Origin of the sequence: Actinoplanes sp. CA-015351 (genome assembly GCF_050955685.1) — a bacterium.
In the GTDB taxonomy this organism is placed as follows: Bacteria; Actinomycetota; Actinomycetes; order Mycobacteriales; family Micromonosporaceae; genus Actinoplanes.
Window position 1 is genome coordinate 753,580 of record NZ_CP192102.1, and the last position, 25,061, is coordinate 778,640.

Genomic DNA, 25,061 nt, shown 5'->3' on the forward strand with positions numbered 1-25,061 from the left:
CCGTAGCCCAGAGAGGTCATCCGGGCTGATGACCTCTCTGGGCTACGGCTCGTGCAGGGTTGAGGCCGGTGAGTGCGGCCTTGACCATCGCCGCTGTCCTGTCCGGCCGGCGCAGGACGTCGTCGGCGGTGAACCGCAGGACCGTCCACCCTGCCATGCGCAGTTTGTTGAACCGTTCCACGTCCTGACGGAACTGGTCCCGCTGCCGGTGGTGATCACCTTCGTACTCCGCGGCCAGCCGTAACTCCGGCCAGGCCAGGTCGGCCCGTCCCAGCAGCACACCACGCGCGTCGCGGATCTCGAACTGGGCGACCGGCGGCGGCACTCCCGCGTCGACGAGGACCAGCCGCAGCCGGGTCTCCATCGGTGACTCGCTGCGGGGTTCGGCCAGCGGAAGCAGTGCGCCGAGACGGGCCGTGCCGGGCCAGCGTTCTCGCCTGCCGATCATCTTTCGCAGCGCCGCCGGGTCGATCAGGTGGCGGTGCAGCATGGCGTCGAGCGTCACGAGCGCGTCGGCACGACCGGTCCGGCGACCAAGGTCGAAGATCGTCCGCTCAGGCGTGGTGAGCCGGAGTCCATTTCGTACGCACACATCGGCGGCGGCAAGCCCCGTGTAATGCACGACGATCCGCGGATCGCGGTGCAGCCGGATGCCGCGGGGCGCGACCACGTGCACCGTAGTGGGATCGAGTGGTGTGGAAACTCCCCACAGGCAGGCTGCGCTAGCTCCGCCGATGGCCGTGGATGCCGGTAAGGCCAGCATCGCCGCCGTGCACCAGCCGCGATGATCGAGTGCCAGGTCCTCATGTGCGTAGACGTCGCGGAACAGCCGGCGCCACACCGGCCCGGACAGCATCGCCCTGGTGATCAGGCCGGCTGCCACAGCCGACGAGGCGCGGAACGGTACGCCGATCAGTTCGGGCGGGATGCGGGACGCGATGGACACGGCGGCGAGCATGGCGGAGTTCGGCAGGATCCCGCTGGGGGCCTGTGGACAAGTGCCTGTTGTTTCGCGGGTTGTGGATATTGACGGTGATCCAACTGCGGGCTTACCGTGGGCCGCGGCGGAAAGCGCGTTCCTGCTGTCGGCAATTAGGCTGGTCAGTGCATCGGTTGGGCTGACGTGCCGTGGGGGGTCCCGATGGGCTACGAACTCTTCGTGTGGCACGAGGCGGCTCCGATCAGCGCGGACGCGGCCGAGGCGAAGGTGCGTGAGGGCACGTTTCACTCGCACCCGGCCGTGCCGGCGCTGCGTGCCGAGTTGCTCCGGCACTTTCCGCCGCAGCAGGCGCCCGGGGTCTGGGCCGCTACGCCGCAGGAGTCCGATTCGGTGCTGGAGCTCTCCTGTGTGTGGTCGCGCGCCGGCGAGTTCGGCGATGCGGTCCGCACCCTCGCCGCCCGGCACGGCCTGGTCTGTTACGAACCGGCGAACCGGCTTCTCGACCCCAATGCCCCGGCGTCCGGCGGGCGCTGATCACTTCCGAAGTGGATGGCTGTCCTCGTGGTCGTCCACGTCGTAGATCGGACCGTTCACCCGGCTCAGCGCGAGCGGTGACACCGATTCGGCCGAGACCTCGGCGATGCCCGGCCGTCCCGCCTCGACGGTGAACTGGGCAGCGGTCCGTACCGTCGCGGTCGGCGCCCAGACCGTGTCGACCAGGCGCAGGCTGCTCACCATCCGCTCGGCGGTGACCTCGCAGCGCACGTAACCGCGCTGGTTGTCGATGTACCGCCAATGCGGGCTCTCCGCCATGATCGGGTCGTAGGTCGCGTGGAACGACGCGACGTTCGGGTTGCCGCCGGACGTGATCGACGTCCCGGTGATCTCGGCACCGACGATCGGGCTGGAGAGGTCGTCGAAGTCCGGGCGCAGATCGGCGACCCAGGTGCAGTGCCGGTCGCCGGTGAGCACCACCGGGTTGTCCACCTGGCCGCTGCCGAAGAGTTCGAGCAGCCTGCGGCGCTGAGCGCGGTAACCGTCCCAGTTGTCCAGGTCGAAGACCTGCTCGGGGCCGGCCTTGCGGTCGTTCTGCGCCCACATCACCTGGTTGGCGAGCAGGTTCCAGCGGCCGCCACTGGTACGCAATCCGTTGACCAGCCAGCGTTCCTGCTCGGGGCCGGTCATGCTGAGCGCCGGGTTCTGCGCGTCGGCGAGGGTGGCCGGCTGGTCGCTGCGGTACTGCCGGGTGTCGAGGACGTGCACCGAGGCCAGGTTGCCGAACCGGAAACGCCGATACAGCTGAAGGTCCAAACCGGACGGCAGTGAGCTGCGGCGTAACGGCATGTGCTCGTAGTACGCCTGGAACGCGGCCATCCGCCGGGCACGGAACGCCTCCGGGGTCTGCAGCGCCGGGTCCTGCGGAATCTCGTCGGCCCAGTTGTTGTCGACCTCGTGATCGTCGAAGGTGACGATCCACGGGAACGCGGCATGCGCGGCCTGGAGATTCGGGTCGGTCTTGTACTGCGCGTGCCGGTTGCGGTACTCGGTCAGTGAGTACGGCTCACCGGTGCCCTCATGAAGCCGAGCCGCGGCCGGGTTCGGCGTGTTCTCGTAGATGTAGTCGCCGAGAAACGCCACGAACGCGAGATCCTCGTCGGCCAGATGCTGAAAGGCGGTGTAATGCCCGGCTTGGTAGTCCTGGCAGCTGGCGAACGCGAATTTCAGCTCCCGCGGCCGGGAGCGGGCTGCCGGCGCGGTCCGGGTGCGGCCCACCGGCGAGATCTGCCCGGCGACCCGGAACCGGTAGTGGTATCCGGTGCCCGGGCGCAGTCCGCGTACGTCGACGTGGACGGAATGGCTCAACTCCGGCCGGGCGAGGGCGACGCCGTGGCGGCGGCCCCGCCGGAACCGCTCGTCCTCGGCGATCTCCCATTCGACGGGTACTACGTGACCGGGCATGCCGCCGCCGGCCAGCGGGTCGGGTGCCAGCCGGGTCCAGAGGACCACCGCGTCGGCAAGCGGGTCCCCGGAAGCGACACCTAGGGTGAAGACTCCGGTGGGGACCGCAGGGCTTTGCGCGTACCCCTTCTCGGGGTTGAGAAGGAGCGGACCGGCCGCGGCCGCGGCAGCAGCGCCGGAGACCAGCAGGCGGCGGCTGATGGGTTGGTCGGAAATCCTTGGTAGTGACATTCTTCGATGCCACTACGGTGGGGTTGCCGGAATGCCAACACCGGCGGCCAATGCGGCGGAGGTCCCGTGACGGACGGGTATCGCCGATTTGCCCGTTCGGGCTCGGTGGCCTGAGATGGTGGGGGATGGACTGCTGACCCGGGGCCGCCCGGTGATCTTCTACGGGTGGGCAGTACGCTCGTACTGCTAAGCATGTGTTTCGGGAGAGGAGCGCCGGCCGATGGCGAAAATCAAGGTCAAAAACCCGGTCGTTGAGATCGACGGCGACGAGATGACCCGGATCATCTGGAAGCAGATCCGTGAGCAGCTGATCCTGCCGTACCTCGATGTGAACCTCGAGTACTACGACCTGTCGATCCAGTACCGCGACGAGACCGACGACCAGGTGACGATCGATTCGGCGAACGCCATCAAGCGTCACGGCGTCGGCGTCAAGTGTGCGACGATCACGCCGGACGAGGCCCGGGTGGACGAGTTCGGCCTCAAGAAGATGTGGCGGTCGCCGAACGGCACGATCCGCAACATCCTCGGCGGCGTCGTCTTCCGCGAGCCGATCATCATGAGCAACGTACCGCGCCTGGTACCGAGCTGGACCAAGCCGATCATCATCGGCCGTCACGCGCACGGTGACCAGTACAAGGCAACCGACTTCGTCGCGCCGAAGGCCGGCAAGTTCACCGTCACCTTCACGCCGGAGGACGGCTCCGAGCCGCTGGAATTCCACGTCGCGGACTTCCCGGCCGGTGGCGTCGGCATGGCGATGTACAACTTCGACGAGTCGATCCGCGACTTCGCGCGCGCCTCGTTCCGGTACGGCCTGGCCCGCAACTACCCGGTCTACCTCTCCACCAAGAACACGATCCTGAAGGCCTACGACGGCCGCTTCAAGGACCTGTTCGCGGAGATCTTCGAGACCGAGTTCGCGGACCAGTTCAAGGCCGCCGGCATCACCTACGAGCACCGCCTGATCGACGACATGGTCGCCGCCGCGATGAAGTGGGAGGGCGGCTACGTCTGGGCCTGCAAGAACTACGACGGCGACGTGCAGTCCGACACCGTGGCGCAGGGCTTCGGCTCGCTCGGCCTGATGACCTCGGTGCTGATGACCCCGGACGGCAAGACCGTCGAGGCCGAGGCCGCGCACGGCACTGTCACCCGGCACTACCGGCAGTGGCAGAAGGGCGAGAAGACCTCGACGAACCCGATCGCGTCGATCTTCGCCTGGACCGGTGGCCTCAAGCACCGCGGCAAGCTGGACGGCACCCCCGAGGTGACCGAGTTCGCCGAGACGCTGGAGCGGGTCTGCATCGAGACCGTCGAGGGCGGTCAGATGACCAAGGACCTCGCGCTGCTGATCAGCCGGGACGCCCCGTGGCTCTCGACCGACGAATTTATGAACGCGCTCGACGAGAACCTGTCGCGCAAGCTCAGCTGAAAAATGGGCCCGGGCGAAAGCCCGGGCCCATTTTTAATACGCGAGTCAGACAGCGTCGCGCAGCATCTGGGCCGCGATCTCCGGGACCACGTCGTTGACGAAGGCGCCCATCGCGGACTCCGAGCCGGCCAGGAACTTCAGCTTGTCGGCGGCCCGGCGGATGCTGAACAGCTGCAGGTGCAGATATCCCAGCTCACGGCCCTCGCCGACGACCGCCTGGTGCCATGCCGAGATGTACGGCATCGGCTTGCCGAACAGCCCGTCGAAACGCTTCAGTACGTCGAGGTAGAGCGGCCCGAACGCGTCTCGCTCGGCGTCGGTGAGCCCGGGCAGGTCGGGCACCTGCCGGTTCGGCGCCAGGTGAACCTCGAACGGCCACCGAGCCGCCGCCGGCACGTACGCGGTCCAGTGCTCGTTGGACGCGATGACGCGTACCTTCGCTGCCTGTTCCGCGGCCAGGACGTCCGCGTAGAGATTGCGCCCGCCGGTCTTTTCAAAGTGCTTCGATGCGGCCCGCAGCATCGCAGCGGTGCGCGGCGGCACGGTGGGGTAGGCATAGATCTGGCCGTGCGGGTGGTGCAGGGTCACGCCGATCTCGACGCCGCGGTTCTCGAACGGGAAGACCTGCGCGACGCCCGGCATCTGCGAGATCTCGGTGGTCCGGTCGGCGAGAGCGTCGATCACGGTACGCACCCGCGACGGCGGCAGTGAACCGAACGCGCTGTTGTGATCGCTGGTGAAGCAGACCACCTCGCAGCGGCCAAGGCCAGGCTTGACCGGTACGAGATCGGTCAGCTGAGTGATCTCGTCGGGCGAGATCCGGTCGCTGAACGAGGGGAACTGGTTCTCGAAGACGGCCACGTCGTAACTTGGCGCCGGGATCTCGCTCGCGAAGTGCTCGTTCGTCGGGCAGAGCGGGCAGGCGTCCGAGGGCGGCAGGAACGTCCGGGTGTTGCGGTGCGCGGCGATCGCGATCCACTCGTTGACAAGCGGGTCGTAGCGCAGCTGCGAGGCGGGCGGGGGCGGGGGCAGGTGCCGGGTGTCGGCGTACGCCGACCGGCCACTGTCCGGGGTCTCGTCGTAATAGAAGAGGTCCCGGCCGTCGGAGAGCTGGACGGTCGAGCGGATGGGTGTCACTGGGGGGTCACCACCACGAGTTCAGGAACGGTTTCCGAGAGGAGGGATAACGCGTCCTCCTCCAGCCCGGCGTCCGTGATCAGGACATCCGCGCGGCTGAGGGGAACGATCGAGGAGATGCCGACGGTGCCCCACTTGGTGTGGTCGGCGAGCACAACGAGGCGCTCGGACGCCTCGACAAGTGCTCGGTTCGCGTCGGCTTCCATCAGGTTCGGTGTGGTGTATCCGGCGCGCTCGCTCATCCCGTGCACACCGAGGAAGAGCAGGTCGAGGTGCAGGGAACCGATCGCGGCCACCGCCACCGGGCCGACGAGCGCCTCGGACGGCGTACGCGTACCGCCGGTCAGCACCACTGTCTGGTCGGGCCGGCCGCCCCGGTAGAAGACGTCGGCGACCGGGATCGAGTTGGTCACCACGGTCAGCGCCGGCACGTCGACGAGACGCTGGGCGAGCTCGGCCGTGGTGGTGCCGGCGGAGAGCGCGATGGCGTCGCCGGGCGAGACCATGGCAGCTGCCCGCATCGCGATCGCGGTTTTCTCACCACGCTGGCGCACCGATTTCGCCGCGAAGCCGGGCTCGTGCGCCGAACCTGGGCTGACGGTGGTCGCTCCGCCGTGTACTTTCGCGAGCAAGCCCCGGTCGGCGAGAGCCTCCAGGTCGCGGCGGATCGTCATGTCGGAGACGTTGTATTCCGCAGCGAGCTCGCTGACCCGGACGCCGCCGGTGGAGCGCACCCGATCGAGGATCGCGGACTGACGCTGCTGGGCCAACATCAGCGATACCGCACTAATTCGAACACACTCGAACACTACCGCGTGATCGGGTCAGTGCGAAAGGGTGAGCCTAGATACCTCGGCCGCGCCTGTGCAGGGCGGACAGCACGTTCTCCACCTTCACCGCGCCGGTCATCGCGGCCAGGGCGATCGCGGTACGCGGTTCCCGCCAGTTCGCGCGTACCGCCTCCTTGCTGTACTGCCAGGCCTGGCTGCGGTTGCCGGTCGCGGCCGACCAGCAGGCCAGCTGGCCGTAGACCCGGGCTGCACCGGGGCGGCAGCCACTGATCTCCGGGTGCCGGCGCATCATCCAGCGCAGCGAAGTGATCTTGGTGGCGTACTCGTAGGCGTAGTGCGAGGAGCGGCCCCACAGGACCTGGACCAGCGGTTCGTCGAGGTGCACGATCGGCGCCCGGCGGGCCGCCCGCAACAGCAGGTCCCAATCCTCGTTCTGGCTGCCCGGCGCGTCCTCGGCGACCAGGCCGACCGCGCCGTCGACCAGGGAATCCCGGCGGATCAGGAACGACGACGAGTGCAGCATCGCCATCCGGGACCGCGCCAGGTCGTCCACTGTCACCCGGCTGCGTCCGGCGAGGCGGGCGGTGGTGTGACCCTCGTACTCCACCTCGATCGCACACGTCGCGAACTCGGCGTCCGGGTCGGCCAGCAGTGCGGCGACCTGGCGGCGGAGCTTGTCCGGCAGCCAGCGGTCGTCGTCGTCGCAGAACGCCACCAGCTCGGTGTCGAGCGCCAGCAGGCCGGTGTTGCGGGCGCCGGCCAGGCCGGACGCGCGCCAGTTCGTCAGGACCAGCACCGGTACGCCCTCCGAGGAGGCGGCAGCCGGAGTGGAGGCGAGCAGGTAATCCGGCTCGGTCTGGTCGTACACCACGACGATCCGGATCTCGCCGGGGTACCGCTGTTCGCGTACCGCGGCGATCGCGCGGCGGACCAGCTCGGGGCGGTTGCGCGTCGGGATGACGACCCCGACGGACGGCCAGTTCATGGTGCCTCCGATGCGACGTTGATCGGGTAGCCGTAGGCGCGCAGCATCGGGCCGCAGACGGCGCCGACCAGCCGGCGCTGGGAGCTGGGCAGTGCGCGTACCCAGGCGTCGTCGTGGCGCAGCGGCAGGCGGCCGACGGTGAACCGCATCGGGTTGCCCGCGGCGCTGTGCCCGGGTCGCAGGTCCGCGTGCTCCGGGCGGAGGAAGTCCAGGTCCTCCGGGTGCAGCGAGACGCCGGCGAAGTCGGCGAGCCGGATCAGCCCGGCGCGCGGATCGGCGAGGAACTCCTCGTACCGGATCCGGCGTACCGGGACACCCCGGCGGGCGAGCAGCCCGAACGCGGCGTTGTGCGCGTTCCAGAGCAGCGCCGAGCGGCCGGGGGAGTACCGGGTCATCTCGTCGGTGCCGTCCGACTCGGGTCGGGACACCTTCTTGGTCCACGAGTACGCGACACCTCGCGCGTCCCGGACCACGTGCACGACGCGCAGATCGATGTCGTCGGCCCAGCGCAGGACATGGGCGAGAGCGGAGTGCTTGGACGAGTCGATGACCACCTGTGCACCGGAGACCTCGGCGGCGGCGGCGTAGACCTTGGAGTAGAAGGAGGCGTACTCGCGGACCTCGGCGCTCGCGGTGGTGGCCGAGGCCAGGCGAGGGATGTGCCGGGTACGTTCGACGGCCTCGCGCAGCCGGTGAACCCGGTCCACATCGACGTTGTCCCATCCGTCGAAGGCGCTCTTGCCGACCCGCTTCCAGAACTCGCAGGCGGAGAAGCGGTCGCCGCAGCCGCATCGCTCGTCGTCGCGAACATCGCGTTGCCACAGGTGAACGACCTCGCCAAGAGCGCACATCCCGGGCAGTTCGCCGAGCAGGCGTTCCACGAGCGTAGTTCCGCTTCGCCCTAATCCGCCCAGAAAAAGCACCTGTGCCACTTTGGCCTGCCTTCGCTCGTTTCGCTCTGGTAACGAGTGAAGCAGGCAAAAGGAGGCGTTACGTGTCTATCGAGGCTTTCGACCGCGTCCACCTGGACGGCACCGGGATCGACCGGATCACCGAGGACGAGGTCGTGGCCGTGGTGAGGGACGCTCTCGCGAACGGGCGAGGCGGCCGGATCATCACCCCGAACATCGACATCCTGCGTCGCGCGGCGGCCGACCCGAGGGCACGCCGCCATCTCGACGACGCCGATCTGATCGTGGCCGACGGCATGCCCCTGGTCTGGGCGAGCCGGCTCGGCGGCGCCCCGCTGCCCGAACGTGTCGCCGGCAGCAGCCTCATCTGGTCGCTGTCCCGGGGTCTCGGCCGTGACCAGCGGTCGATCTTCGTGATCGGCGGGTCTCCGGCCGGCGACGGTGTCGCCTGCGGCGCGACCCGTGCGGCGGCCCGGCTCGCTGCCGAATCGCCCGGCCTGCGGATCGCCGGGGCGGTCAGCCCGCCGTTCGGCTTCGAGCGGCGCGAGAGCGGGTACGCGCGATTCCGTACCGAAGTGATCGAAGCCCGCCCGGACCTGGTCTTCGTCGGCCTGGGTTTCCCCAAGCAGGAGCACGTGATCGAACGGCTCCGGACACAATTGCCGTCCACCTGGTTCATCGGGTGCGGTGCCGCGGTGAACTTCGTCGCCGGTGACGTGCACCGGGCGCCGCGCTGGATGCAGCGCACCGGCCTGGAATGGGCACACCGCCTCGGCGCCGAGCCACGCCGGCTGGCCGGGCGTTATCTGCGGCACGACGCGCCTTATGCCCTGCGGCTGCTGGCACGTTCTCAAAACCTCACACGGCGGGTGCGGCCCTGAGGGAAGCCACGGAAGCCGGCGCATCGGCGGGCCGCCCGGACGGGTGCCACGCCGATCGTCGGCTGCGGCCACTCCGCCATCTGGTAACCCAGCTGCCAGGGAAAACGGCCGTCCGGATCGGGCCAGACCACCTGGCAGAGGCGAACCCGGTCCTCGCCGTACCGATACATCGCGGCGCCGGGGAAGACCTCGTCGGTCGGCTCGCCGGCCACGACCAGCAGGTCGTGGCCGGCGATCAGGCCGGTGAGCCGCCGGCCGTGGCCCACCCGCAGACCCTCGTGGCGGATCTGCCAGGCCACCTCGTTCAGCAAGGTGCCGGTGACGTCGAGGGTGACCCCGGCGATGGCGATCTCGGGATGCCCGAGCTCGGTGAGGCCGACCGTGTAGCCGAACGGGGCCGTCTCGGGCGGATCCTCCTCGGTGGGCTCGACGTGCACGACGGTCCACCCGTATTTGTCGATCAGCCTGCTCTGCTCGTCAAAGAAGTCGTCCAGGTCCATGGGTTCATCTTGGAACAGGTGTACGACACTTTTCGAAGATCACGGGTTGAAGTACGGGTCCTTCACCATCGAGTGGAACGCCTTGAACGCCGGACCGTCCCCGGTCAGCTGGAAGTGCTGGTTCTCCTTGTTCCGATCCGGGTTCGACTCGAAGTACGCGATCGCCTTGATCTGCGGGTTCGCCTTGAAAGTGCGCTCGGCGTCCGCCAGCCACGCCGCCCGGCCCTTCGACCCCCACACCTTGGCGACACCGAACTCGCCGATCACGATCGGTTTCGGCCGCTTCGCCGCCCAGTCCAGGAACGGGCCCATCAGCGAGCCGATCGGCTGGAACTGCGCGCCCGCGTAAACGTCCACGCAGGTCCAGTCCACCTGGTCGTCGCCGGGGTAGAAGTCCGGCGCCTCGCCCCGCATGAACCCCTCGGCCGTCGGGCACCACACCCACGACACGTTGTTCGTCTTCTCCTCGCGGAAGATGTTCCGGACGTACTTCCAGGCCTCGATGTAATCGGCGCCGGACCACATGGTGGCCCGCAGGTTCGGCCGGTCCATCTCCCAGCGCATCCGCAGCATCACCGGCTTCTTGATCCGCCGGACCGCCCGGGCCTGCTTGCGGATCAGCTTGTCGTGATCACCGGCGAGGATCGACCGGTTGTCACCGGTCGCCCAGCTGATCATGAGGTTCGCGCCCTGTGCGAGAAACTCCTTGTCCGAAGGAGTGCCCATCATCTGATCGAAGCGACGGTACGTGTTGAGGAAGTCGAGCCGCCGGCCCAGCGACTCCTCCAGACCGCCGACCGCCGCGAGCCGGCCCACGTGGGTCAGCTCGTCCGGCTTGATCCAGGCACCCAGGTACGCGCCCTTCTCCGGCGGCTCGAAGGGCCCGTTCTCGTACGGTCCCGGGTTCACCGCGACGGCCGCCGGCGGGCGCTTCAGATCCGGTGGCGCCGGCTCTGGCTTCCTCTTGTCGCCGCCGGTGCAGCCCGCCAGCAGCAGCGACAGCAGGACCACGGCGACCGCTCCCTTACGCATGGACCCGCCGAGCCGTGTAGAGCACGTTCACGGCGTAACCGTCGGTGCCGGGCAGCCTGCGGCCCACCGCGTCGGCGAACCGGGCCACCCGGTGATCGTGCAGCGACGGCGTCAGCATCGAGAAACCACGCCGCTCGACGATCTCGAAACCGTGCCGGGCCAGCAGCCGCTCGACCTGCTCGTGGGATAGCTCGGCGAACCAGCGCTCGCCGTTGTGCCGGCGGGCGCGCAGGTGCCGCAGCGAGCCGGCGTTGCCGTGGTTCTCCACGACGAGCAGGCCGGAGCCGCGGTGCGGCAGCGCTTTCGCGGCGAACGCGAGGGCGCGGTCGCGTACCCCGTCGTTGACGTTGAGCAGCAGCCGGAAGATGGTGACAAGCGACGGGAAACCGGCCGTCACCGGGCTCGGCACCGGGCCGTCCATCGGGATCTGGTGCCAGTACGCCCGGGATCCCACGTCAGCGGCCTTCGCCATCATCTCGGCCGAGGTGTCGTACCCGTGCGCCTCCCGGACCAGCCCGTGCAGCGCCCGGACCGCCCGCCCGGTGCCACATGCGAAGTCGTGCTGGACCGGTGGATGTTCGGGAAACTCGCGGCGCACGAGCGTACGCAGGTAGTTCCGCTGTCGTTCGTTGATCCGCGACGCGTAACTGTCCGGTGCGTAGGTGACCGTCTCGTACTTCTCGACCGCGTCGGTGTCCTGGAACACCTGGGTGTAATCGCTTGTCAACTCTCCTCCAAATGAGATCGTCGGGCGAACGCGGCGAGGCACAGCTCGCGGCGCAGCAACCAGGCGCCCACGCAGTAGGCCGGCACGGCCACCACCAGCACCGGCAGGAGACCGGTCAGAGGGCCGGCCACCGCCGGCAGCACTCCGAAACAGCCGAGTGAAAGCAGCGCGGCGGCACGGGTGCCGGGTCCGAAGGGGTGCAGGCGCGCGCTGCGATAGATCTGGGTGAGCGGCAACAGGTTGTTCACGACCATGGCGCAGGCCAGGCCGGTGGCCGCGCCGAGCGCACCCCAGCGGGGAATCAGCAGCAGGTCGATGCCGACCATCACGATCAGCGCGGCCAGCACGTTTCCCAGGTTCAGCGAGGTGCGGCCGGCCATCGCGAGCACCATGTCGACCATCCCGCAGCCGGTCGCCACCAGCATCGCGCCGGCCAGCACCCGCACCACCTGCTGCCCGGCGGCATAACCGTCGCCGAAGAGCCGCAGGTACCAGGGCGCGCACGCGATCACCAGCAGGTTGATCGGCCAGGTGACCAGCACCAGCCAGCCGGTCGCGGTCTGGTACAGCCGGTTCGCGGCCACCTGGTCACCGGTGCTCAGCGCCTCGGCCAGCCGTGGCTGCACCGACTGGGACAGACCCTGATTGGCGAACTGGATCAGCACCACGAACCGGCCCGCGACCGCGTAGACCGCCGCCGGCGCGAGGCCGCCGAGAGCGGCCACCAGCAGCACATCGACCCGCTGCAGGGCGAGCTGCGCGACCGCCGCGACCGCGCGCGGCCCGGTGAAGAGCCAGAACTCCCGGCGCAGCCGGCGGCGTTCCTCCGGGCGGGTGGTCACCGTTTCCGGACGACCCTCACGGTACGCACGACGAGCGGCCCACCCGGCGAGGATCGCCACCGGAAGGTACGGCGCCGCCCAGGCCAGCGCGAAGACCGGAAGCGACGCGGTGATCCAGAGTGTGGCCACCCCGGCCGCCGTGACGGCCAGCAGTTGCAGCCCGCTGCGCAGCACCCGATCCAGCAGCACGGTCGGTCGCATGATGCGGTAACCACGGGTCACCGTCAGCAGCACGTCGGTCATCGCCTGCAACGGAATGAAGACGGCAAGCACCCGCAGACCGGCGGAGTGGTCGGCCACCACGTGCGGCGACTCGGCCGCGGTGAGCCGGGCGATCTCCGGGGCGGCGTACCACATCACCACGGCCAGCAGCAGCGAGAACACGGCCACCGGCGGGATTCCGGTGCGCAGGCAGGCGCCGAGCAGATGGCTGCGCCCGGTCGCGCGCAGTTGGGCCGGCCAGTACACCAGGCCGGTCTGTGTCCCCAGTTTCGCCAGACCGCCGGCCAGCACGAACGCGGCGGTGGCAGCGAAGAACGCACCGGCCGGTTCGGGCCCGAGGGTACGGGCGACGATCCAGGTGACGACCACGCCGGTGCCGCCGGCCAGCGCCGAACCCGCCATGTTCGCGAGCCCGCCCCGCGCCGCGCCCCGAGCCGCCCGGTCCGGATCCCGGGATCGGACTGTCACCGTCACGCGCGGCGCCAGATCGGAGTGTGCCCGAGCCAGCTCGCCAGCGCCTCGTCGTGCGGCTGGTAGTACGCGCTCAGCTCCCGGCGCAGGCCGGGATCCATGTCGCCGGCCCGGGGACGGGCGTTGTGCCGCTCGAACGCCGGCTTCTCCAACCCGGCGGGCAGGCCGAGGAACGCGCAGATCTCGTCGTAGACCGGCTCCGGGTCGGTGAAGAAACGCTCGCTCTCCACCACGTGGATGCGCTCGCGCCCGACGTGCTGGGCCATCACGCTCAGGTAGCGGGCGTACTCGCCGCGAGCCCGGTACGCGTGGTGCTGGTGGGCGAAGCTGTAGTAACCCGGGTCGATCGTGAGCCGCTCCTCCTGGCGGTGCAGCCGGGCCGGCTCCAGGGCCAGCGCGGCGCCGAAGTCGCGTTCCGTCTCGAACGCCCGCGCCACCTCGTGATGGTGCTGCGAGTACGCGCGCTCGACCGGGTCGCGGACCAGCACGAGCAGCCGTGCGTACGGCAGATCGCCGGCGATCCGGGCGGCCGCCTGCGGGTGGTACATGTAGTACGGGCTCGACTCGAAGGTGCGTGCCGGTACCCCGTACCGTTCGGCGATCTTCTCGGCGCTGCGCAGCAGTGGGAAGTGCGCGCGATACCAGTCGAGCCCCCGGCGATAACCGGTGTCGAAGTAGTGCACGCCCTTGTGCAGCACCGCCTTGAGCACCACCGGGTGCGCGGCGAGAGCGCGGTACAGCGAGGTGGTGCCGGCCCGCTGACCGCCGCAGATCAGGAACGACGGAAGCATCCGGTTCTCTGAGGTGAGCCGGCCGTACGAGCGGGAGCCCAGATGGACGACCCGCTTCATCGGTGCGGGCAGTTTGCGTACGTCCATTGTCTTAGAGCTCCTCTACACGGCGGATGAGCACCGGCAGCAGCCACGTGCCGAGCACGCCGAGTCGCGCACCGGCCTCCGCCTGCCGGTCGGTCAGGTAACGGACGGCCAGGTCGACGAGGTAGAGCAGCGCGGTGATCTCCCGGGACACCGGCGCGACGCCGAACGGGGCCAGCAACGCATCGCTGCTGTGCACTGTCGCCTCGACCGCGGCCCGGGCATCGCCTGTCGACTGGATGCGGCGCTGCAGCTCGTGGTGCACGGCGTCGAATCCGGCCGGCACACCGGTGGCGAACCGTTCCCAGTCCCAGACCAGCAGCGCGTTCTCGAGGTTCGCCATGTTCCACGGTGCCCAGTCGCCGTGCCATGCGCCGTACCGCAGCGTGGTGTCGCCGGAGTGCGCGGCGAGCACGTCCACCGCCGCCGCCAGCCCGGCGCCCTCCGGCCGGTCCGCCACGGCGGCCAGCCGCGCCCGCAGCTTCTGCCAGTAAGCGCTGCCGGTCAGCGGCCCGGACGTGAATCCCTGGCAGCCGGCCACGTCGATCATCGCGGCGGTCAGGCGTTTCGAGGTGAGCGGCGCCCGGGGCAGCCAGACCGGCAACGCCGACTGGACCAGCACTTCGAGGCCACGCCACTGCCCGGCGTGCAGGACGCGCGGCACGGCCAGTTTGGTCAGCTCGCAGTCGTTCAGGAGGGAGAGGGCGGTGGTCTCGGCACGTACCAGGCCCTGGGTCAGCGGCCCGGTGCCGATCTTGCCGAAGGCGAACGTCTCGCCCTCGGTGCTGAGCAGCTGGAGAACCGGTTTGCGGTTGGCACGGGCCGGACCGATGTGGATGCTCACCGCCAGGTCGCGCCGCAGGGCGTCGCTCAGGTACCCGTCGATGCCGGCTGACGACGGTCCGGTGATCTTGATCCGGTCGCGGAAGAAGAGGCCGGTGGCGCGGGTGTGCACGGCGGCCACCACGGCGTCACGTTTGAGCCGGGCCAGGCGGGACTGCGGTTCGGCGTACCTGCGGACGGCTGCCGCCGCGACAGCGGGGTTCAGCGACGGTACGAGCAGCCGGGGCCGGCGGGCGTTCGGGACCACCAGATATTCGGTGATCACCGGTCCGCCTCCGCCGCCGGTGTCGCACGGCGCCGGGTACAGGAGCCCGAGCACCTCGTTCAGGTACTGGGTCCGCAGCGCGGCGTCGCCCGCGCTCAACTCCGCCGGTGCCGTCCTCACTGGACTCATGTTCGGTCGATCCCCTCGATCCAGTCGCGCCAGAGCAGCGCGTACGCCAGAACCATGAAGGCAAGGGGGGTGACCAGGGAGTTGTACCAGAGCATCGCCGAGAACGAGGTGACGATCGCGCCGCTCGCGGCCACCCCGATCGGGCTCCGGTCGCGGCGGAAGCGCCATAGGCCGTACCCGAAGAAGCCGAGATATCCGACCGTGCCCACCGCGCCGTGCGAGTAGAGCAACTGCCAGATCTGTCCGTTGCCGCCCACCGTGAAGTTGCCGCAGCGCTCGCATCCGGCGCTCTCGCCGACCGTGATCGAGTTGCGCCCGCCCAGGGTGTTCCGGGTTCCGCCGTACCCGATCACCGGTGACGCGACGAAACCCTCGACGGCCTTCTCGATGAGGAACGAGCGGACCCCGTTGGACTTGCCGTTGTCGAGACGGGCCTGCACGGTGCCGCCGAGCGGGGTGGCGACCATGGCGGCCCACAGCGCGCCGCCCGCCACCAGCACCGCTGCGATGATCCAGAGCCGGCCGGCCAGGACGTACCGGATCGCGACGTACGCGACAAGCACGCCGATGCCGATCCAGAGGCCCCGGTTGAGCGACGCCACCGCCGGGACGATCGAGATCGCCACGCAGAGCAGCGCGAGGGTCTTCTTGCCGGCGCTGCGGCTCGCCCAGGCGGCCACCAGCATGAATCCGGCAAGCAGGCAGAAGTTGTTGCCCCAGGTGTTTGTGTAACCCCAGGGCGCGGCCGGTCGCGGTTTCTCGCCGCCGACCAGGTCCATGATCTGCGCGGCGTACGGGTGCACCAGCGACCGCACGAATCCCTTGCTCCGGACACCCGAGGGCAGCAGCCACTCGACCGGCGAGGTGAACTCGAAATTGCCGGCCACCATGCCGAGCAGGCCGCCGGCCACGGTCAGGACGAACATGCCGCCGAGAAGGCGTACCAAACGGTGGCGGGACAATTCCGCCTCGGTGAGGTTGCCGGCGTAGATCAGCAGAACGGTGAGCGAGAGGTACATCGAAAGCTTGTAGGCGACGGCCGGCAGCCGGGCACTCGCCCGTTCGGCCACCGTGCCGGCCGGATCGGCGCCGAGCGCGGCGATGCTCACCACCACCGCGATCAGGAAGATCGCCCACCAGGCGAAGCCGGGTGGCAGACGCACCGGACGGCCGGCCGCACGGCGGCGCACCAGCATGAACAGCATCGGCGCCGCCATCAGCGGAAAGATCAGCACGCCCAGCCCGAGCGCCCACCAGAGCGGGTAGAGCAGCAGGATGCCGGCCACCGGCCAGGCCGGCAGAGAGCGATTCTTGACGCTGCGTGGGGCCGGCCCGGCGAATGGAACCGCCGCGACCGCTGTCACTTCTCGTCGCCGTCCGCGGAGCCCGGAATACGTTCGATGATGGCTGTCTCGTCCATGGCGCTCTCGGCGGGGCGCTGGCGGGGCGAGCCGACGAACTGCAGCCGCTGGGTATGGCCCTCCTCCGGCGTCAGGGTCACCGCCGGGGCCACGAAGTCACCAGGCTTCATCGGAGCGAGCCTCGGCATGACGACCGCGCCGAGCAGGCGAGTGCCGACCCGCTGCAGCTGCTCGGTCGCGTCGATCAAGGCGGGATTGCGCGACCGGCGCAGCTCGACCGCGAGGATTGCCGCGTCGGCCAGGCTGGCCAGGCTCTGCGCGTCGGCGCTGCTGCTTGTCGACGGCGCCTCGATCACCACGTACCCGCCCTGCTGGCGCAGCGCCGACAGGGTGTCCCTGAGCCGCTGCGACTGCATCAGCCCGGCGGCGGTGGCGGCGCCACCGGTGGTGATCACCCGCAGCGACGGGATGCGCGGCGTGCGTTGCAGCACCCGGGCCAGCGTGACCCGGCCGGCCAGCAGGTCGGAGAGGCCCGGCATGGCGGAGACCCCGAGCATCCGCGCCAGCGGCGCGGCGTCCACCACGCTGTCCGGCAGGTGCGCCCCGATCAGGATCACATCACTTCCGGTACGCGCCAGCGCGGCAGCCAGGTTCGCGGCGACAAGCGTGCTCGCCGATCCACGGCTGATGCCGGTGACCACGATGATCTGGTCACCCTCGCGCAGGCTCGCCAGCACCTCGTTGCGGAGCCGGTTGAAGACCCGGCCGCCCGGACCGTACGGCTGCACCACGTCGTCGAAGTGCGGGGTGCTCCGGTCGTCCAGAGCCGCCAGCACCGGCACCCGGCCCCGATCCCGCACGTCCGCCGCGGTGACCAGGCGCCTGTCGAAGCGCTCCCGCAGGTACGCCAGACAGAGCCCGATCAGCAGCCCGATCATCCCGCCGGTACCGATGTTGATCATCGTGTTCGGGCTGGTCGGGCGGTCCGGAAGCCGGGCGTCGCTGATGATGCTGCCGCCGCCGACCATCGTGGTGGTCAGCTCGTTCAGGCGGCCGGTCAGCGAGTTCAGCTGGTTCTGCGAGTTGTTCCGCAGGCTCAGCAGGTTGCTCTCGGTGGAACTGCCCGCAGCGGCGGCCGCCAGCTTCGTGTTGATCCCGGTGAGCGCGCCGGTCAGCTGCTTGACCTTGAGGTTCAGCGACTTGATCTGCCGGTCCAGCTGGGCCCGCGCGGTCTCCTCCCGGTTTCGCAGGTACGCCTCAGCGAACGCGTGCGACCCGAACTGAGCGTTCTGCGGGCTCTCCGCCTTGAAGGTGATCACCAGAACCGTGGTGTTCGCCGGCACCTGCACCGACACCGAGCGGGCCAGCTCGATCGGTGACAGGCCGGAGCGCATCAGGGTGGCCGCCTTCACGGCCACCGCCCCGGAACCGACCAGCTGTGCCTCGGTGTCCAGGTTGACCGCGCCCTTGGTGCGGCCGCCCTGGGCGTTGGTGTCCTGGTCGACGGACTGGACGAGCACGGAGGTCGATGACTCGTAGACCTTGGGCATGGTCTGTGACAGGGCGGTGCCCGCGCCCAGTCCCGCACCCGTGGCCACCAGGGCGATCCACCAGTGCCGGCGGAACGCTCCCAGGTACTGAGAGACATCGGTGGATGCAGGACGAGACGCTTCCATCAGAGTTCGGCGGCCCTTCCGGGTATAGGAGTGTTTCGGGCGTTTCGCCCCAGGGGGCTAACGTCACACTCCTGCCGCGAGTGATGGGTTTACGCCAGTTTCGGCTCCACCCAGCCGTTCTCCACCAGGTGCGCCAGCACGACCTCGACCGCCTCCGGGACGGTCATGGTGGTGGTGTCGATGGTCAACTCGGCGTTGCCGGGCTCCTCGTACGGGTCGTCGATCCCGGTCATCCCGCGCAGCTGACCGGCACGTGCCCGGGCGTAAAGGCCCTTGCGGTCGCGTCGCTCGCAGACCTCCAGCGGGGTGGCCACGTGCACCAGGACGAACCCGGCACCGGCCTCCACCGCCATCCGGCGGGCCGCCGCGCGCGCCGCTTCGTACGGCGCGATCGGGCAGGCCACGGCCATGCCCCGGTGCCGGCCCACCTCGGCCGCGACCCAGCCGATCCGGCGCACGTTCGCGTCCCGGTCGGCCTTGCTGAAGCCGAGGCCGGCGGTCAGCTCGCGGCGCACCACGTCACCGTCGAGCAGGGTGATGGTCCGATCGCCGTTCTCCCGCATGGCGTCGGCCAGGTTGCGGGCGATCGTCGACTTGCCGGAGCCGGAGAGGCCGGTGAAGAAGACCACCAGGCCGCGGTGCCGGCGCGGCGGGCGAACCCGGGCCAGCTCCTTCGCGACGGCCGGCGGGGTGTGCCACTCGGGCAGCGGGAAACCGCGGTCCAGCAGGTCGTCGATCTCGGCCGGCGTCATCGCGAGGCGGCGGTTGCGCGGCGGGATGTCGTCGCGCCAGCGCCACTGACCGTCCCGGTTGTCGTACGCCAGCTCCCGGGGCACCAGCACCCGCACCCCGGCGCCGGAAAGGGTGTGCTCGGTGGAGAGGACGTGGGTCACTCCGTACGCCTGAGCGACCTTGGCGCGCAGCAGAGCGTCACGCATCTCGTCGCCGCGGGTCAGCAGCGGCACCGCCACGATCGTCGCCGGGGGCATCCGGTCGCGGGCCGCGAAAACCGAGCGGACCAGTGACTCCGGCGGCAGGCCGTCCGGTCCGGGTCCGCTCACCGGAACGAGGATCAGCAGGTGCGCGGCGAGGGTCTTGGCCGCGTGCGCGATCTGCGCCAGCTGTGGCCGGTGCAGCGGCCGGTCGGCGATCACGCCGAGCACCCGGCCCGGCGGGAGCAGCGCGATCACCTCTTCGGGCGTACGCCGCAGGCGCTGGAACGGGCCGTGCCCGCCGTCGCCCATCCGGCGCACCTGGCCGCCGACGCCGAACCGGTTGACGCCCGTCTGCCAGGCGTCGCTCACCTCGATCGCCGCGACCGGTGCGCCCTCCGGGTCGGTCAGCACGACCGTGCGCCGCCGCGGGTCACCCGGATCCAGCGTCTGTGCCAGCTCGCCGGGGATCTCCAGCGTGACCGGAACCGGCCACGGCGTGCCGTCCGCCAGCCGGCCGGTGCGGGACAAGGACACCAGGTCAGCGCGTCCGAGAAAGCCGGTCAGCGGTGTGTAGGCACCGGAGAGCAGCAGTTCGAGGTCCGCCAACTCGTACGGACGTGGTGTGAAGGACGGAGCGTCCCTCAGCACGTCCTCGGGCAGTACCGAACCATTCACCTTCGCATCCCCCTGCTCCCGACTTGGGGGACAGTTTCGCAGCCTCGATCGAGTCGGTCGAGATGGGCTCTCCACCTTCTGCGGATCTTCTTGACCAGAAGCCGGGCAGGGGCAGTGAAAACGACTTAAACCAAATAACACGTTATTTCGCGTCATATCTGGACAAGATGGGGCGATCGTTTGATACTGCGTGGTTGTGAAACCCAACCGCTCCCGGCTCGCGCATCTTGCCGTGATGACCACGGCCTTCGCCATGTCGGTGACCGTCACGCTCTCCTGGGCTTGGACCGGTGGCATCGACCAGCTCGGCCTCCGGGACCACCCACCCGGCGACCCGACCGTCAGCGTCCCGGCAGTCAGTGCTCCGGCAGTCAGTGCTCCGGCGGTCAGTGCTCCGGCGGTCAGTGCTCCGGCTGGCAGTGCTCCGGCCGATGATGTGCGGCTCCCCGACATGCTGGCCCCGCTGGAGGCGCCGTACGCCCCACTGCCGGATGGGTACGGCGGATTCGGCCCGGACTCGGCCGGCTTGCCCGGCGCGGGTCCACGGCCGTTCCAGGCCCCCGTGCCGCAGGGGCGGGACGCCCGAGCAGGTGTCCGGAACGTGGCTGACCGGCTTGAGGGGCGGCGCTGCCAGACCGGCCCGAAACTCGTGCCGACCTGCGGCGTGCTGTGGGGCGTCGCCCCGGGTGCCAAGACCGAGTCGCGGGGGCTTCAGGCGCTGCGTCAGTTCGAGCGCAAGACCGGGCGGCATCAGGCGGTGTTCCACGCGTACCACCGGGGGATCAACGGGGTCTTCCCGACCGAGCAGGAGATCTCGATCTCCCGTGAGCCGGGTCGTAAGCGGATCCTGCTGCTGAACTGGAAGCCGGAGAGCACGACCTGGGCACGGATCGCGCGGGGCGATCGGCGTACCGATGCCTTTCTTGATCGTCTCGCTGTTCATCTGCGGAAGAACTATCGGGAACGGTTCTTCTTCGCGATCCACCACGAGGCCGAGGACCAGGTACGCGAGAGGCCCGGCTCCGGTTACACGGCACGCGATTACGCGGCGATGTTCCGGCACGTGGTGAACCGGCTGCGGGCCAGGGGAGCGACGAACGTGGTGACCGTGCTGATCCACATGGCGTACGTCCCGCACACCACGAAGAGCTGGTTCACCCAGATGTACCCGGGTGACGACGTGGTCGACTGGATCGGGTTCGACACGTACTCGTACAGCGACCCCGGTTACGGACACGGCGGTTTCGAGGAACTGCTCAACCGCCGGTCGGCGAGCAAGCCGGGCTGGCCCGGCTTCTACAACTGGGTCCGCGCCAAGCATCCTGGCAAACCGGTGATGGTCGCCGAGTGGGGCGTCTGGTTCTCGAAGCGGAACCCGGGGCACATGGCCCGGTTCTATCGCGAGGTGGGCCGGGGGATCACCCGGTACCCAGGAATCAAGGCGATGGTGCACTTCGAGACCCCGCACAATCACAAGGGGCAGAACTCGTCGGTCGACAGCACCCCGGCCGCCCTGCGTGAATACCGCAAACTGGGCAAGTTGCCGGTCTTCCAGGTGGCGGTCGGTGGTTAGCTTTGCTGTGAGGAGCCTGAGAGACCCTGAGAGCGCTCAGGGTTACTTCCGGATCCATTGGGGTGCGATGCCTTTCTAGGCTGAGGCCGTGACCATCATCGCTACAGAGGCGCTGACCAAGACGTACGGCGGCGGGGTGACCGCCCTCGCCGACCTGACCGTCTCCGTCGATGCAGGAGTCATCGGGCTCGTCGGCGCCAACGGCGCCGGCAAGAGCACCTTCATCAAGATCATGCTGGGGCTGATCGCGCCCAGCTCGGGCTCGGTCCGGGTCTTCGACCTGGACCCGGTCGTCCAGACCGACCAGGTCCGTGCGCGCGTCGGATACATGCCGGAAAATGACTGCCTGCCACAGGACGTCTCGGCCGCCGAGTTCGTCACCCACCTGGGGCGGATGAGCGGGCTGCCACGCACGGCAGCCCGCGAGCGCGCCTCCGAGGCGCTGCGCCACGTCGGGCTCTACGAGGAGCGGTACCGTCAGATCGGCGGTTACTCGACAGGCATGAAACAGCGGGTGAAGCTGGCCCAGGCGCTGGTGCACGACCCCGACCTGCTGCTGCTCGACGAGCCGACGAACGGCCTCGACCCGGCCGGCCGCGACGCCATGCTGGCGCTCATTCACCGCATCGGCACCGAGTTCGGCATCTCCGTGGTCGTCTGTTCGCACCTGCTCGGCGAGGTCGAGCGCATCTGCGATTCGCTCATCGCGATCGAAGGCGGCCGGCTGCTTCGCGCCGACCGCATCTCGAGCATGACCGAGGCCTCCGACGTTCTCGCGGTCGAGGTCAGCGAGGGTACGGACGAACTGGCCGCAGCCCTCAGCGAAAGGGGCATGGCCGTGACCCGTGACGGGCGGATGCTGCTCGTCCCGCTGGACTCGGACGCCGCTTACGACCAGATCCTGCGCGCGGTGAGCGACCTCGATCTGTCCCTGCACCGCCTGGACCAGCGCCGGCACCGGGTGGCCGAGCTCTTCACCACGAAGGAGACGGCCGATGTCTGATACCGGCGTCATCCACGACATTGGATACCAGCGGTACGACGGGCCACGGCTGGGCCGCAGCGCCGCCGTGCTCGCTCTTTACGTGCACGGCTTGCGTGCCTCGTTCGGTTTCGGCCGCTCGGCCAAGGCGAAGATCTTCCCCTGGATGGTGGCCGGCATCATGCTGCTGGTCGCGGTGATCCTGGCGGCCGTCCGCTCGCAGACCGGCCAGACGATCTTCACGTACGTGCAGTTCGACGACCAGATGGCCTGGCTGATCATCTTCTTCGTGGCGATCCTCGGGCCGGAGCTGATGTCCCGCGACATCGGGTCGAACACGCTGCCGCTCTACTTCAGCCGTCCGTTGCGCGCCGCCGATTACGTGGCTGCCAAGTTCGCCGCGATGGTGACCGCCGTCTGGCTCCTGCTCGGCGTTCCCCAGCTGATCATGTTCCTGGGTGCCGCGTTCACCACCGACGACGGCGCGAAAGGCGTGTGGAACGAGTTCCTCGACCTGGCCCCCGGCTGGGGTTACAGCCTGCTCTGGGCGTTGCTGTTCAGCAGCATCGGCCTGCTGGTCGCGTCACTGACCGGCAAGCGGGCGTTCGCCGCCGGCGGCATCGTCGCGATCTTCCTGCTCACCACGCCCGTCGTGGTGGTGCTCAGCGTGCTGCCGTCCAGCGCCGCGAACCACATGGCCGGCCTGGCCAGCCCGATGTCGCTGATCGCCGGCGTCGGCCAGTGGCTCTCCAACGAGCCGGAGACCATGTCCGGCCTCGACCTCGGCCGCTTCGGCCCGATCTACGGCATCGAGGCGGTCTGCCTGATCGCCGCCTGCCTCCTGCTGCTGCTCGCCCGTTACCGGAAGGTGGCCGCGCTGTGACGACCGAAACTCTCACCGCCGAGACCGGCACCGGCACCGACGTCGTCAATCTGACGAACGTGACCCGCTGGTACGGCAACGTCGTCGCGGTCAACGACATCACCATGTCGCTGGGCAGCGGCGTGACCGGTCTGCTCGGCCCGAACGGCGCCGGCAAGACCACCGTGCTGCACATGATGGCCGGATTCCTGGCGCCGTCGCGCGGCACCGTCACCATCGACGGCAAGCCGACCTGGCGCAACCCGTCCGTCTACCGCGACCTCGGCCTGGTCACCGAGCGCGAGGCGGTCCACTCGTTCCTCACCGCCGAGCAGTTCGTGCTGGCCTGCGCCAAGATGCAGAAGCTGAAGGACCCGGCCGGCGCCGCCCGCAAGGCCCTGGAACTGGTCGAGATGACCGGCGCCGCGAACCGGCGGATCGGCACGTTCTCGAAGGGCATGCGGCAGCGCACCCGGGTTGCCGCCGCGCTCGTGCACGACCCTCGGGTGCTGCTGCTCGACGAGCCGTTCAACGGCATGGACCCGCGTCAGCGGATGCACATGATGGAGCTGCTGCACTCGCTCGGCGACCGCGGCCACACCATCCTGTTCAGCTCGCACATCCTGGAAGAGGTCGAGCAGGTCGCCGGCCTGGTCCAGGTGATCGTGGCGGGCCGCCTCGCCGCCTCCGGCGACTACCGCAAGATCCGTCGCCTGATGACGAACCGGCCGCACGTGTTCGCCGTGCGCAGCTCCGACGACCGCCGGCTCGCGGTCGCGCTCATCGGTGAGAAATCGGTGAGCGGTATCGAGATGGAGGCCGGCGGCATGACCGTCCGGGCCTCCGATTACGGCAGCTTCACTCGCGCGCTGCCGCGCATCGCCCTGGAGCAGGGCATCCGGCTGCACAAACTGGTGCCGTCCGACGAATCCCTGGAGAGCGTCTTCTCCTATCTGCTGGAGGCCTGATGTCGACCGTCGCACTCATCACGGCGCGCGGCCTCTTCGGCCGGCGCCGGGCACTGATCCTGCTGCCACTGCCCCTGCTGCTGATCGGCCTCGCGGCGATCTGCCGGGCGTACGACCTGCCCGGCGACCAGTGGGGCGAAGCGGTCATCGTGGGCCTCGGCTTCGCCGTGGTGCTGCCGGTGGTCTCGCTGATCGTCGGCACCGGCGTCCTCGGGTCGGAGGTGGACGACGGCACGCTGGTCCACATCCTCACGAAGCCGTTGCCCCGCCGGGACATCATCCTGGCGAAATACGCGGTGGCCGCCGGCGCCTCCGCGGTGACCTCAGCCGTACCGCTCTTCGTGGCCGGCGTTCTGGCCGACTCGGCCACATTCGGAGCGGCCCTGGCCGTGGCGGCGGTGGTCGGCGCTTTCGCGTACTCGGCCCTGTTCGTCCTGCTCAGCCTGGTGACCCGGCGCCCGGTCCTGCTGGGCCTGGTCTACATCCTGGTCTGGGAGGGCCTGCTGGGCCGCTTCCTGAGCGGCACCAGGGTCCTCTCCATCGAGCAGTACGTCATCACCATCGCCAACAAGATCGACCCGTCGACCATCCTCGATGCCGAGGTGGGCCTGGGCACAGCGGTGGTCATGAGCGCCGTCTTCGTCATCGGCTGCACCCTGGCCGCCATCAACCGCCTGGGCAGCTTCAGCCTCGCCGGCGAAACCAGCTGACCCACGCCACCACCACCACCCGCTGCCGCCACCACCATCACCCGCTGCTGCCGCTGCCGCTGCCGCTGCTGCTGCCGCCGCCCCGCCGCAGATCTTGAGCGATCCTCCACTCCAAGGAGTCTTCTTCTTGAGGGCTGGTGGGG

Annotated in this window: 23 protein-coding genes; 8 read left to right on the forward strand and 15 right to left on the reverse strand. The window is 69.4% G+C overall.

The window, feature by feature from the left end; translation table 11 throughout:
* Positions 1 to 16: 16 nt before the first annotated feature.
* Positions 17 to 946: a type IV toxin-antitoxin system AbiEi family antitoxin gene (locus tag ACQP2E_RS03440; protein WP_433828422.1), complete on the reverse strand. Its 930-nt coding sequence runs from the start codon at positions 944 to 946 to the stop codon at positions 17 to 19.
* Positions 947 to 1,141: 195 nt separating this feature from the next.
* Here ACQP2E_RS03440 and ACQP2E_RS03445 point away from each other — a divergent pair, with 195 nt between their 5' ends.
* The gene (locus tag ACQP2E_RS03445; RefSeq protein ID WP_433828423.1) at positions 1,142 to 1,474 is read left to right on the forward strand and encodes a hypothetical protein; all 333 of its coding nucleotides are present in this window, start codon (positions 1,142 to 1,144) and stop codon (positions 1,472 to 1,474) included.
* Here the strand turns inward: ACQP2E_RS03445 and ACQP2E_RS03450 are convergent, their stop codons facing one another.
* Entirely contained in the window at positions 1,475 to 3,130 is a 1,656-nt protein-coding gene (locus tag ACQP2E_RS03450) for an alkaline phosphatase D family protein (protein WP_433828424.1), read from the reverse strand. It abuts the gene before it with no gap.
* 220 nt (positions 3,131 to 3,350) lie between these two features.
* On the opposite strand from ACQP2E_RS03450, the gene ACQP2E_RS03455 reads away from it, so the two are divergent.
* A complete protein-coding gene (locus ACQP2E_RS03455) occupies positions 3,351 to 4,565 on the forward strand; it encodes an NADP-dependent isocitrate dehydrogenase (RefSeq protein WP_433828425.1) in 1,215 nt (404 codons plus the stop codon).
* Positions 4,566 to 4,610: 45 nt separating this feature from the next.
* Here the strand turns inward: ACQP2E_RS03455 and galT are convergent, their stop codons facing one another.
* From galT to ACQP2E_RS03475, 4 genes are all read right to left on the reverse strand, one after another.
* Positions 4,611 to 5,702, reverse strand: coding sequence for a galactose-1-phosphate uridylyltransferase (gene galT, locus ACQP2E_RS03460; RefSeq protein ID WP_433828426.1), 1,092 nt, complete (start codon positions 5,700 to 5,702; stop codon positions 4,611 to 4,613).
* A complete protein-coding gene (locus ACQP2E_RS03465; RefSeq protein WP_433828427.1) occupies positions 5,699 to 6,475 on the reverse strand; it encodes a DeoR/GlpR family DNA-binding transcription regulator in 777 nt (258 codons plus the stop codon). Before ACQP2E_RS03465 ends, galT begins: the two co-directional genes overlap by 4 nt.
* Positions 6,476 to 6,545: 70 nt before the next feature.
* Positions 6,546 to 7,478 (reverse strand): glycosyltransferase family 2 protein, encoded by a 933-nt coding sequence (locus ACQP2E_RS03470; RefSeq protein ID WP_433828428.1) that lies wholly within the window; start codon positions 7,476 to 7,478, stop codon positions 6,546 to 6,548.
* On the reverse strand, positions 7,475 to 8,410 hold the full coding sequence (locus tag ACQP2E_RS03475) for a sulfotransferase (protein ID WP_433828429.1): 936 nt from the start codon (positions 8,408 to 8,410) through the stop codon (positions 7,475 to 7,477). Before ACQP2E_RS03475 ends, ACQP2E_RS03470 begins: the two co-directional genes overlap by 4 nt.
* 62 nt (positions 8,411 to 8,472) lie before the next feature.
* Between ACQP2E_RS03475 and ACQP2E_RS03480 the strand changes: the two genes are divergently transcribed.
* Positions 8,473 to 9,270 carry a WecB/TagA/CpsF family glycosyltransferase gene (locus ACQP2E_RS03480; protein ID WP_433828430.1) on the forward strand — a complete coding sequence of 266 codons (798 nt, stop codon included), beginning with the start codon at positions 8,473 to 8,475 and terminating at the stop codon, positions 9,268 to 9,270.
* On the opposite strand, the gene ACQP2E_RS03485 is transcribed toward ACQP2E_RS03480, so the two are convergent.
* The 9 genes from ACQP2E_RS03485 to cysC all read right to left on the reverse strand — a co-directional run bounded on the left by ACQP2E_RS03485 (position 9,240) and on the right by cysC (position 19,823).
* Complete coding sequence (locus ACQP2E_RS03485) at positions 9,240 to 9,770, reverse strand: DUF4262 domain-containing protein (protein ID WP_433828431.1); 531 nt, start codon at positions 9,768 to 9,770, stop codon at positions 9,240 to 9,242. The two genes, ACQP2E_RS03480 and ACQP2E_RS03485, sit on opposite strands and share 31 nt — an antisense overlap.
* 39 nt (positions 9,771 to 9,809) lie before the next feature.
* The gene (locus ACQP2E_RS03490; protein ID WP_433828432.1) at positions 9,810 to 10,802 is read right to left on the reverse strand and encodes a glycosyl hydrolase; all 993 of its coding nucleotides are present in this window, start codon (positions 10,800 to 10,802) and stop codon (positions 9,810 to 9,812) included.
* Entirely contained in the window at positions 10,795 to 11,529 is a 735-nt protein-coding gene (locus tag ACQP2E_RS03495; protein ID WP_433828433.1) for a methyltransferase domain-containing protein, read from the reverse strand. The genes ACQP2E_RS03490 and ACQP2E_RS03495 overlap by 8 nt, the downstream gene beginning before the upstream one ends.
* The gene (locus ACQP2E_RS03500; protein WP_433828434.1) at positions 11,526 to 13,067 is read right to left on the reverse strand and encodes a lipopolysaccharide biosynthesis protein; all 1,542 of its coding nucleotides are present in this window, start codon (positions 13,065 to 13,067) and stop codon (positions 11,526 to 11,528) included. Before ACQP2E_RS03500 ends, ACQP2E_RS03495 begins: the two co-directional genes overlap by 4 nt.
* Positions 13,064 to 13,942, reverse strand: a complete 879-nt coding sequence (locus tag ACQP2E_RS03505) for a sulfotransferase family protein (protein WP_433828435.1) — start codon at positions 13,940 to 13,942, stop codon at positions 13,064 to 13,066. Before ACQP2E_RS03505 ends, ACQP2E_RS03500 begins: the two co-directional genes overlap by 4 nt.
* Before the next feature lie 4 nt (positions 13,943 to 13,946).
* Positions 13,947 to 15,176, reverse strand: coding sequence for a hypothetical protein (locus tag ACQP2E_RS03510; protein ID WP_433828436.1), 1,230 nt, complete (start codon positions 15,174 to 15,176; stop codon positions 13,947 to 13,949).
* The gene (locus ACQP2E_RS03515) at positions 15,173 to 16,540 is read right to left on the reverse strand and encodes a hypothetical protein (RefSeq protein ID WP_433828437.1); all 1,368 of its coding nucleotides are present in this window, start codon (positions 16,538 to 16,540) and stop codon (positions 15,173 to 15,175) included. The genes ACQP2E_RS03510 and ACQP2E_RS03515 overlap by 4 nt, the downstream gene beginning before the upstream one ends.
* Positions 16,537 to 18,213: a Wzz/FepE/Etk N-terminal domain-containing protein gene (locus tag ACQP2E_RS03520; protein WP_433828438.1), complete on the reverse strand. Its 1,677-nt coding sequence runs from the start codon at positions 18,211 to 18,213 to the stop codon at positions 16,537 to 16,539. The genes ACQP2E_RS03515 and ACQP2E_RS03520 overlap by 4 nt, the downstream gene beginning before the upstream one ends.
* Before the next feature lie 89 nt (positions 18,214 to 18,302).
* On the reverse strand, positions 18,303 to 19,823 hold the full coding sequence (gene cysC / locus ACQP2E_RS03525) for an adenylyl-sulfate kinase (protein WP_433828439.1): 1,521 nt from the start codon (positions 19,821 to 19,823) through the stop codon (positions 18,303 to 18,305).
* 235 nt (positions 19,824 to 20,058) lie between these two features.
* On the opposite strand from cysC, the gene ACQP2E_RS03530 reads away from it, so the two are divergent.
* The 5 genes from ACQP2E_RS03530 to ACQP2E_RS03550 all read left to right on the forward strand — a co-directional run bounded on the left by ACQP2E_RS03530 (position 20,059) and on the right by ACQP2E_RS03550 (position 24,918).
* Entirely contained in the window at positions 20,059 to 21,396 is a 1,338-nt protein-coding gene (locus ACQP2E_RS03530; RefSeq protein WP_433828440.1) for a glycosyl hydrolase, read from the forward strand.
* An 88-nt stretch (positions 21,397 to 21,484) separates the two neighbouring features.
* Complete coding sequence (locus tag ACQP2E_RS03535; protein WP_111648392.1) at positions 21,485 to 22,399, forward strand: ABC transporter ATP-binding protein; 915 nt, start codon at positions 21,485 to 21,487, stop codon at positions 22,397 to 22,399.
* On the forward strand, positions 22,392 to 23,261 hold the full coding sequence (locus tag ACQP2E_RS03540; RefSeq protein ID WP_433828441.1) for an ABC transporter permease: 870 nt from the start codon (positions 22,392 to 22,394) through the stop codon (positions 23,259 to 23,261). Before ACQP2E_RS03535 ends, ACQP2E_RS03540 begins: the two co-directional genes overlap by 8 nt.
* On the forward strand, positions 23,258 to 24,208 hold the full coding sequence (locus tag ACQP2E_RS03545) for an ABC transporter ATP-binding protein (RefSeq protein WP_433828442.1): 951 nt from the start codon (positions 23,258 to 23,260) through the stop codon (positions 24,206 to 24,208). Before ACQP2E_RS03540 ends, ACQP2E_RS03545 begins: the two co-directional genes overlap by 4 nt.
* On the forward strand, positions 24,208 to 24,918 hold the full coding sequence (locus ACQP2E_RS03550; RefSeq protein ID WP_433828443.1) for an ABC transporter permease: 711 nt from the start codon (positions 24,208 to 24,210) through the stop codon (positions 24,916 to 24,918). The genes ACQP2E_RS03545 and ACQP2E_RS03550 overlap by 1 nt, the downstream gene beginning before the upstream one ends.
* Positions 24,919 to 25,061: the final 143 nt, after the last annotated feature.

What these genes read in the sequence shown, in the direction of transcription:
- ACQP2E_RS03445 (WP_433828423.1), top strand. Translation starts at nt 1,142, where the DNA reads ATGGGCTACGAACTCTTCGTGTGGCACGAGGCGGCTCCGATCAGCGCG.
- ACQP2E_RS03450 (WP_433828424.1), bottom strand. Translation starts at nt 3,130, where the DNA reads ATGTCACTACCAAGGATTTCCGACCAACCCATCAGCCGCCGCCTGCTG.
- ACQP2E_RS03455 (WP_433828425.1), top strand. Translation starts at nt 3,351, where the DNA reads ATGGCGAAAATCAAGGTCAAAAACCCGGTCGTTGAGATCGACGGCGAC.
- ACQP2E_RS03465 (WP_433828427.1), bottom strand. Translation starts at nt 6,475, where the DNA reads ATGTTGGCCCAGCAGCGTCAGTCCGCGATCCTCGATCGGGTGCGCTCC.
- ACQP2E_RS03470 (WP_433828428.1), bottom strand. Translation starts at nt 7,478, where the DNA reads ATGAACTGGCCGTCCGTCGGGGTCGTCATCCCGACGCGCAACCGCCCC.
- ACQP2E_RS03485 (WP_433828431.1), bottom strand. Translation starts at nt 9,770, where the DNA reads ATGGACCTGGACGACTTCTTTGACGAGCAGAGCAGGCTGATCGACAAA.
- ACQP2E_RS03490 (WP_433828432.1), bottom strand. Translation starts at nt 10,802, where the DNA reads ATGCGTAAGGGAGCGGTCGCCGTGGTCCTGCTGTCGCTGCTGCTGGCG.
- ACQP2E_RS03505 (WP_433828435.1), bottom strand. Translation starts at nt 13,942, where the DNA reads ATGGACGTACGCAAACTGCCCGCACCGATGAAGCGGGTCGTCCATCTG.
- ACQP2E_RS03510 (WP_433828436.1), bottom strand. Translation starts at nt 15,176, where the DNA reads ATGAGTCCAGTGAGGACGGCACCGGCGGAGTTGAGCGCGGGCGACGCC.
- ACQP2E_RS03520 (WP_433828438.1), bottom strand. Translation starts at nt 18,213, where the DNA reads ATGGAAGCGTCTCGTCCTGCATCCACCGATGTCTCTCAGTACCTGGGA.
- ACQP2E_RS03530 (WP_433828440.1), top strand. Translation starts at nt 20,059, where the DNA reads ATGACCACGGCCTTCGCCATGTCGGTGACCGTCACGCTCTCCTGGGCT.
- ACQP2E_RS03540 (WP_433828441.1), top strand. Translation starts at nt 22,392, where the DNA reads ATGTCTGATACCGGCGTCATCCACGACATTGGATACCAGCGGTACGAC.
- ACQP2E_RS03550 (WP_433828443.1), top strand. Translation starts at nt 24,208, where the DNA reads ATGTCGACCGTCGCACTCATCACGGCGCGCGGCCTCTTCGGCCGGCGC.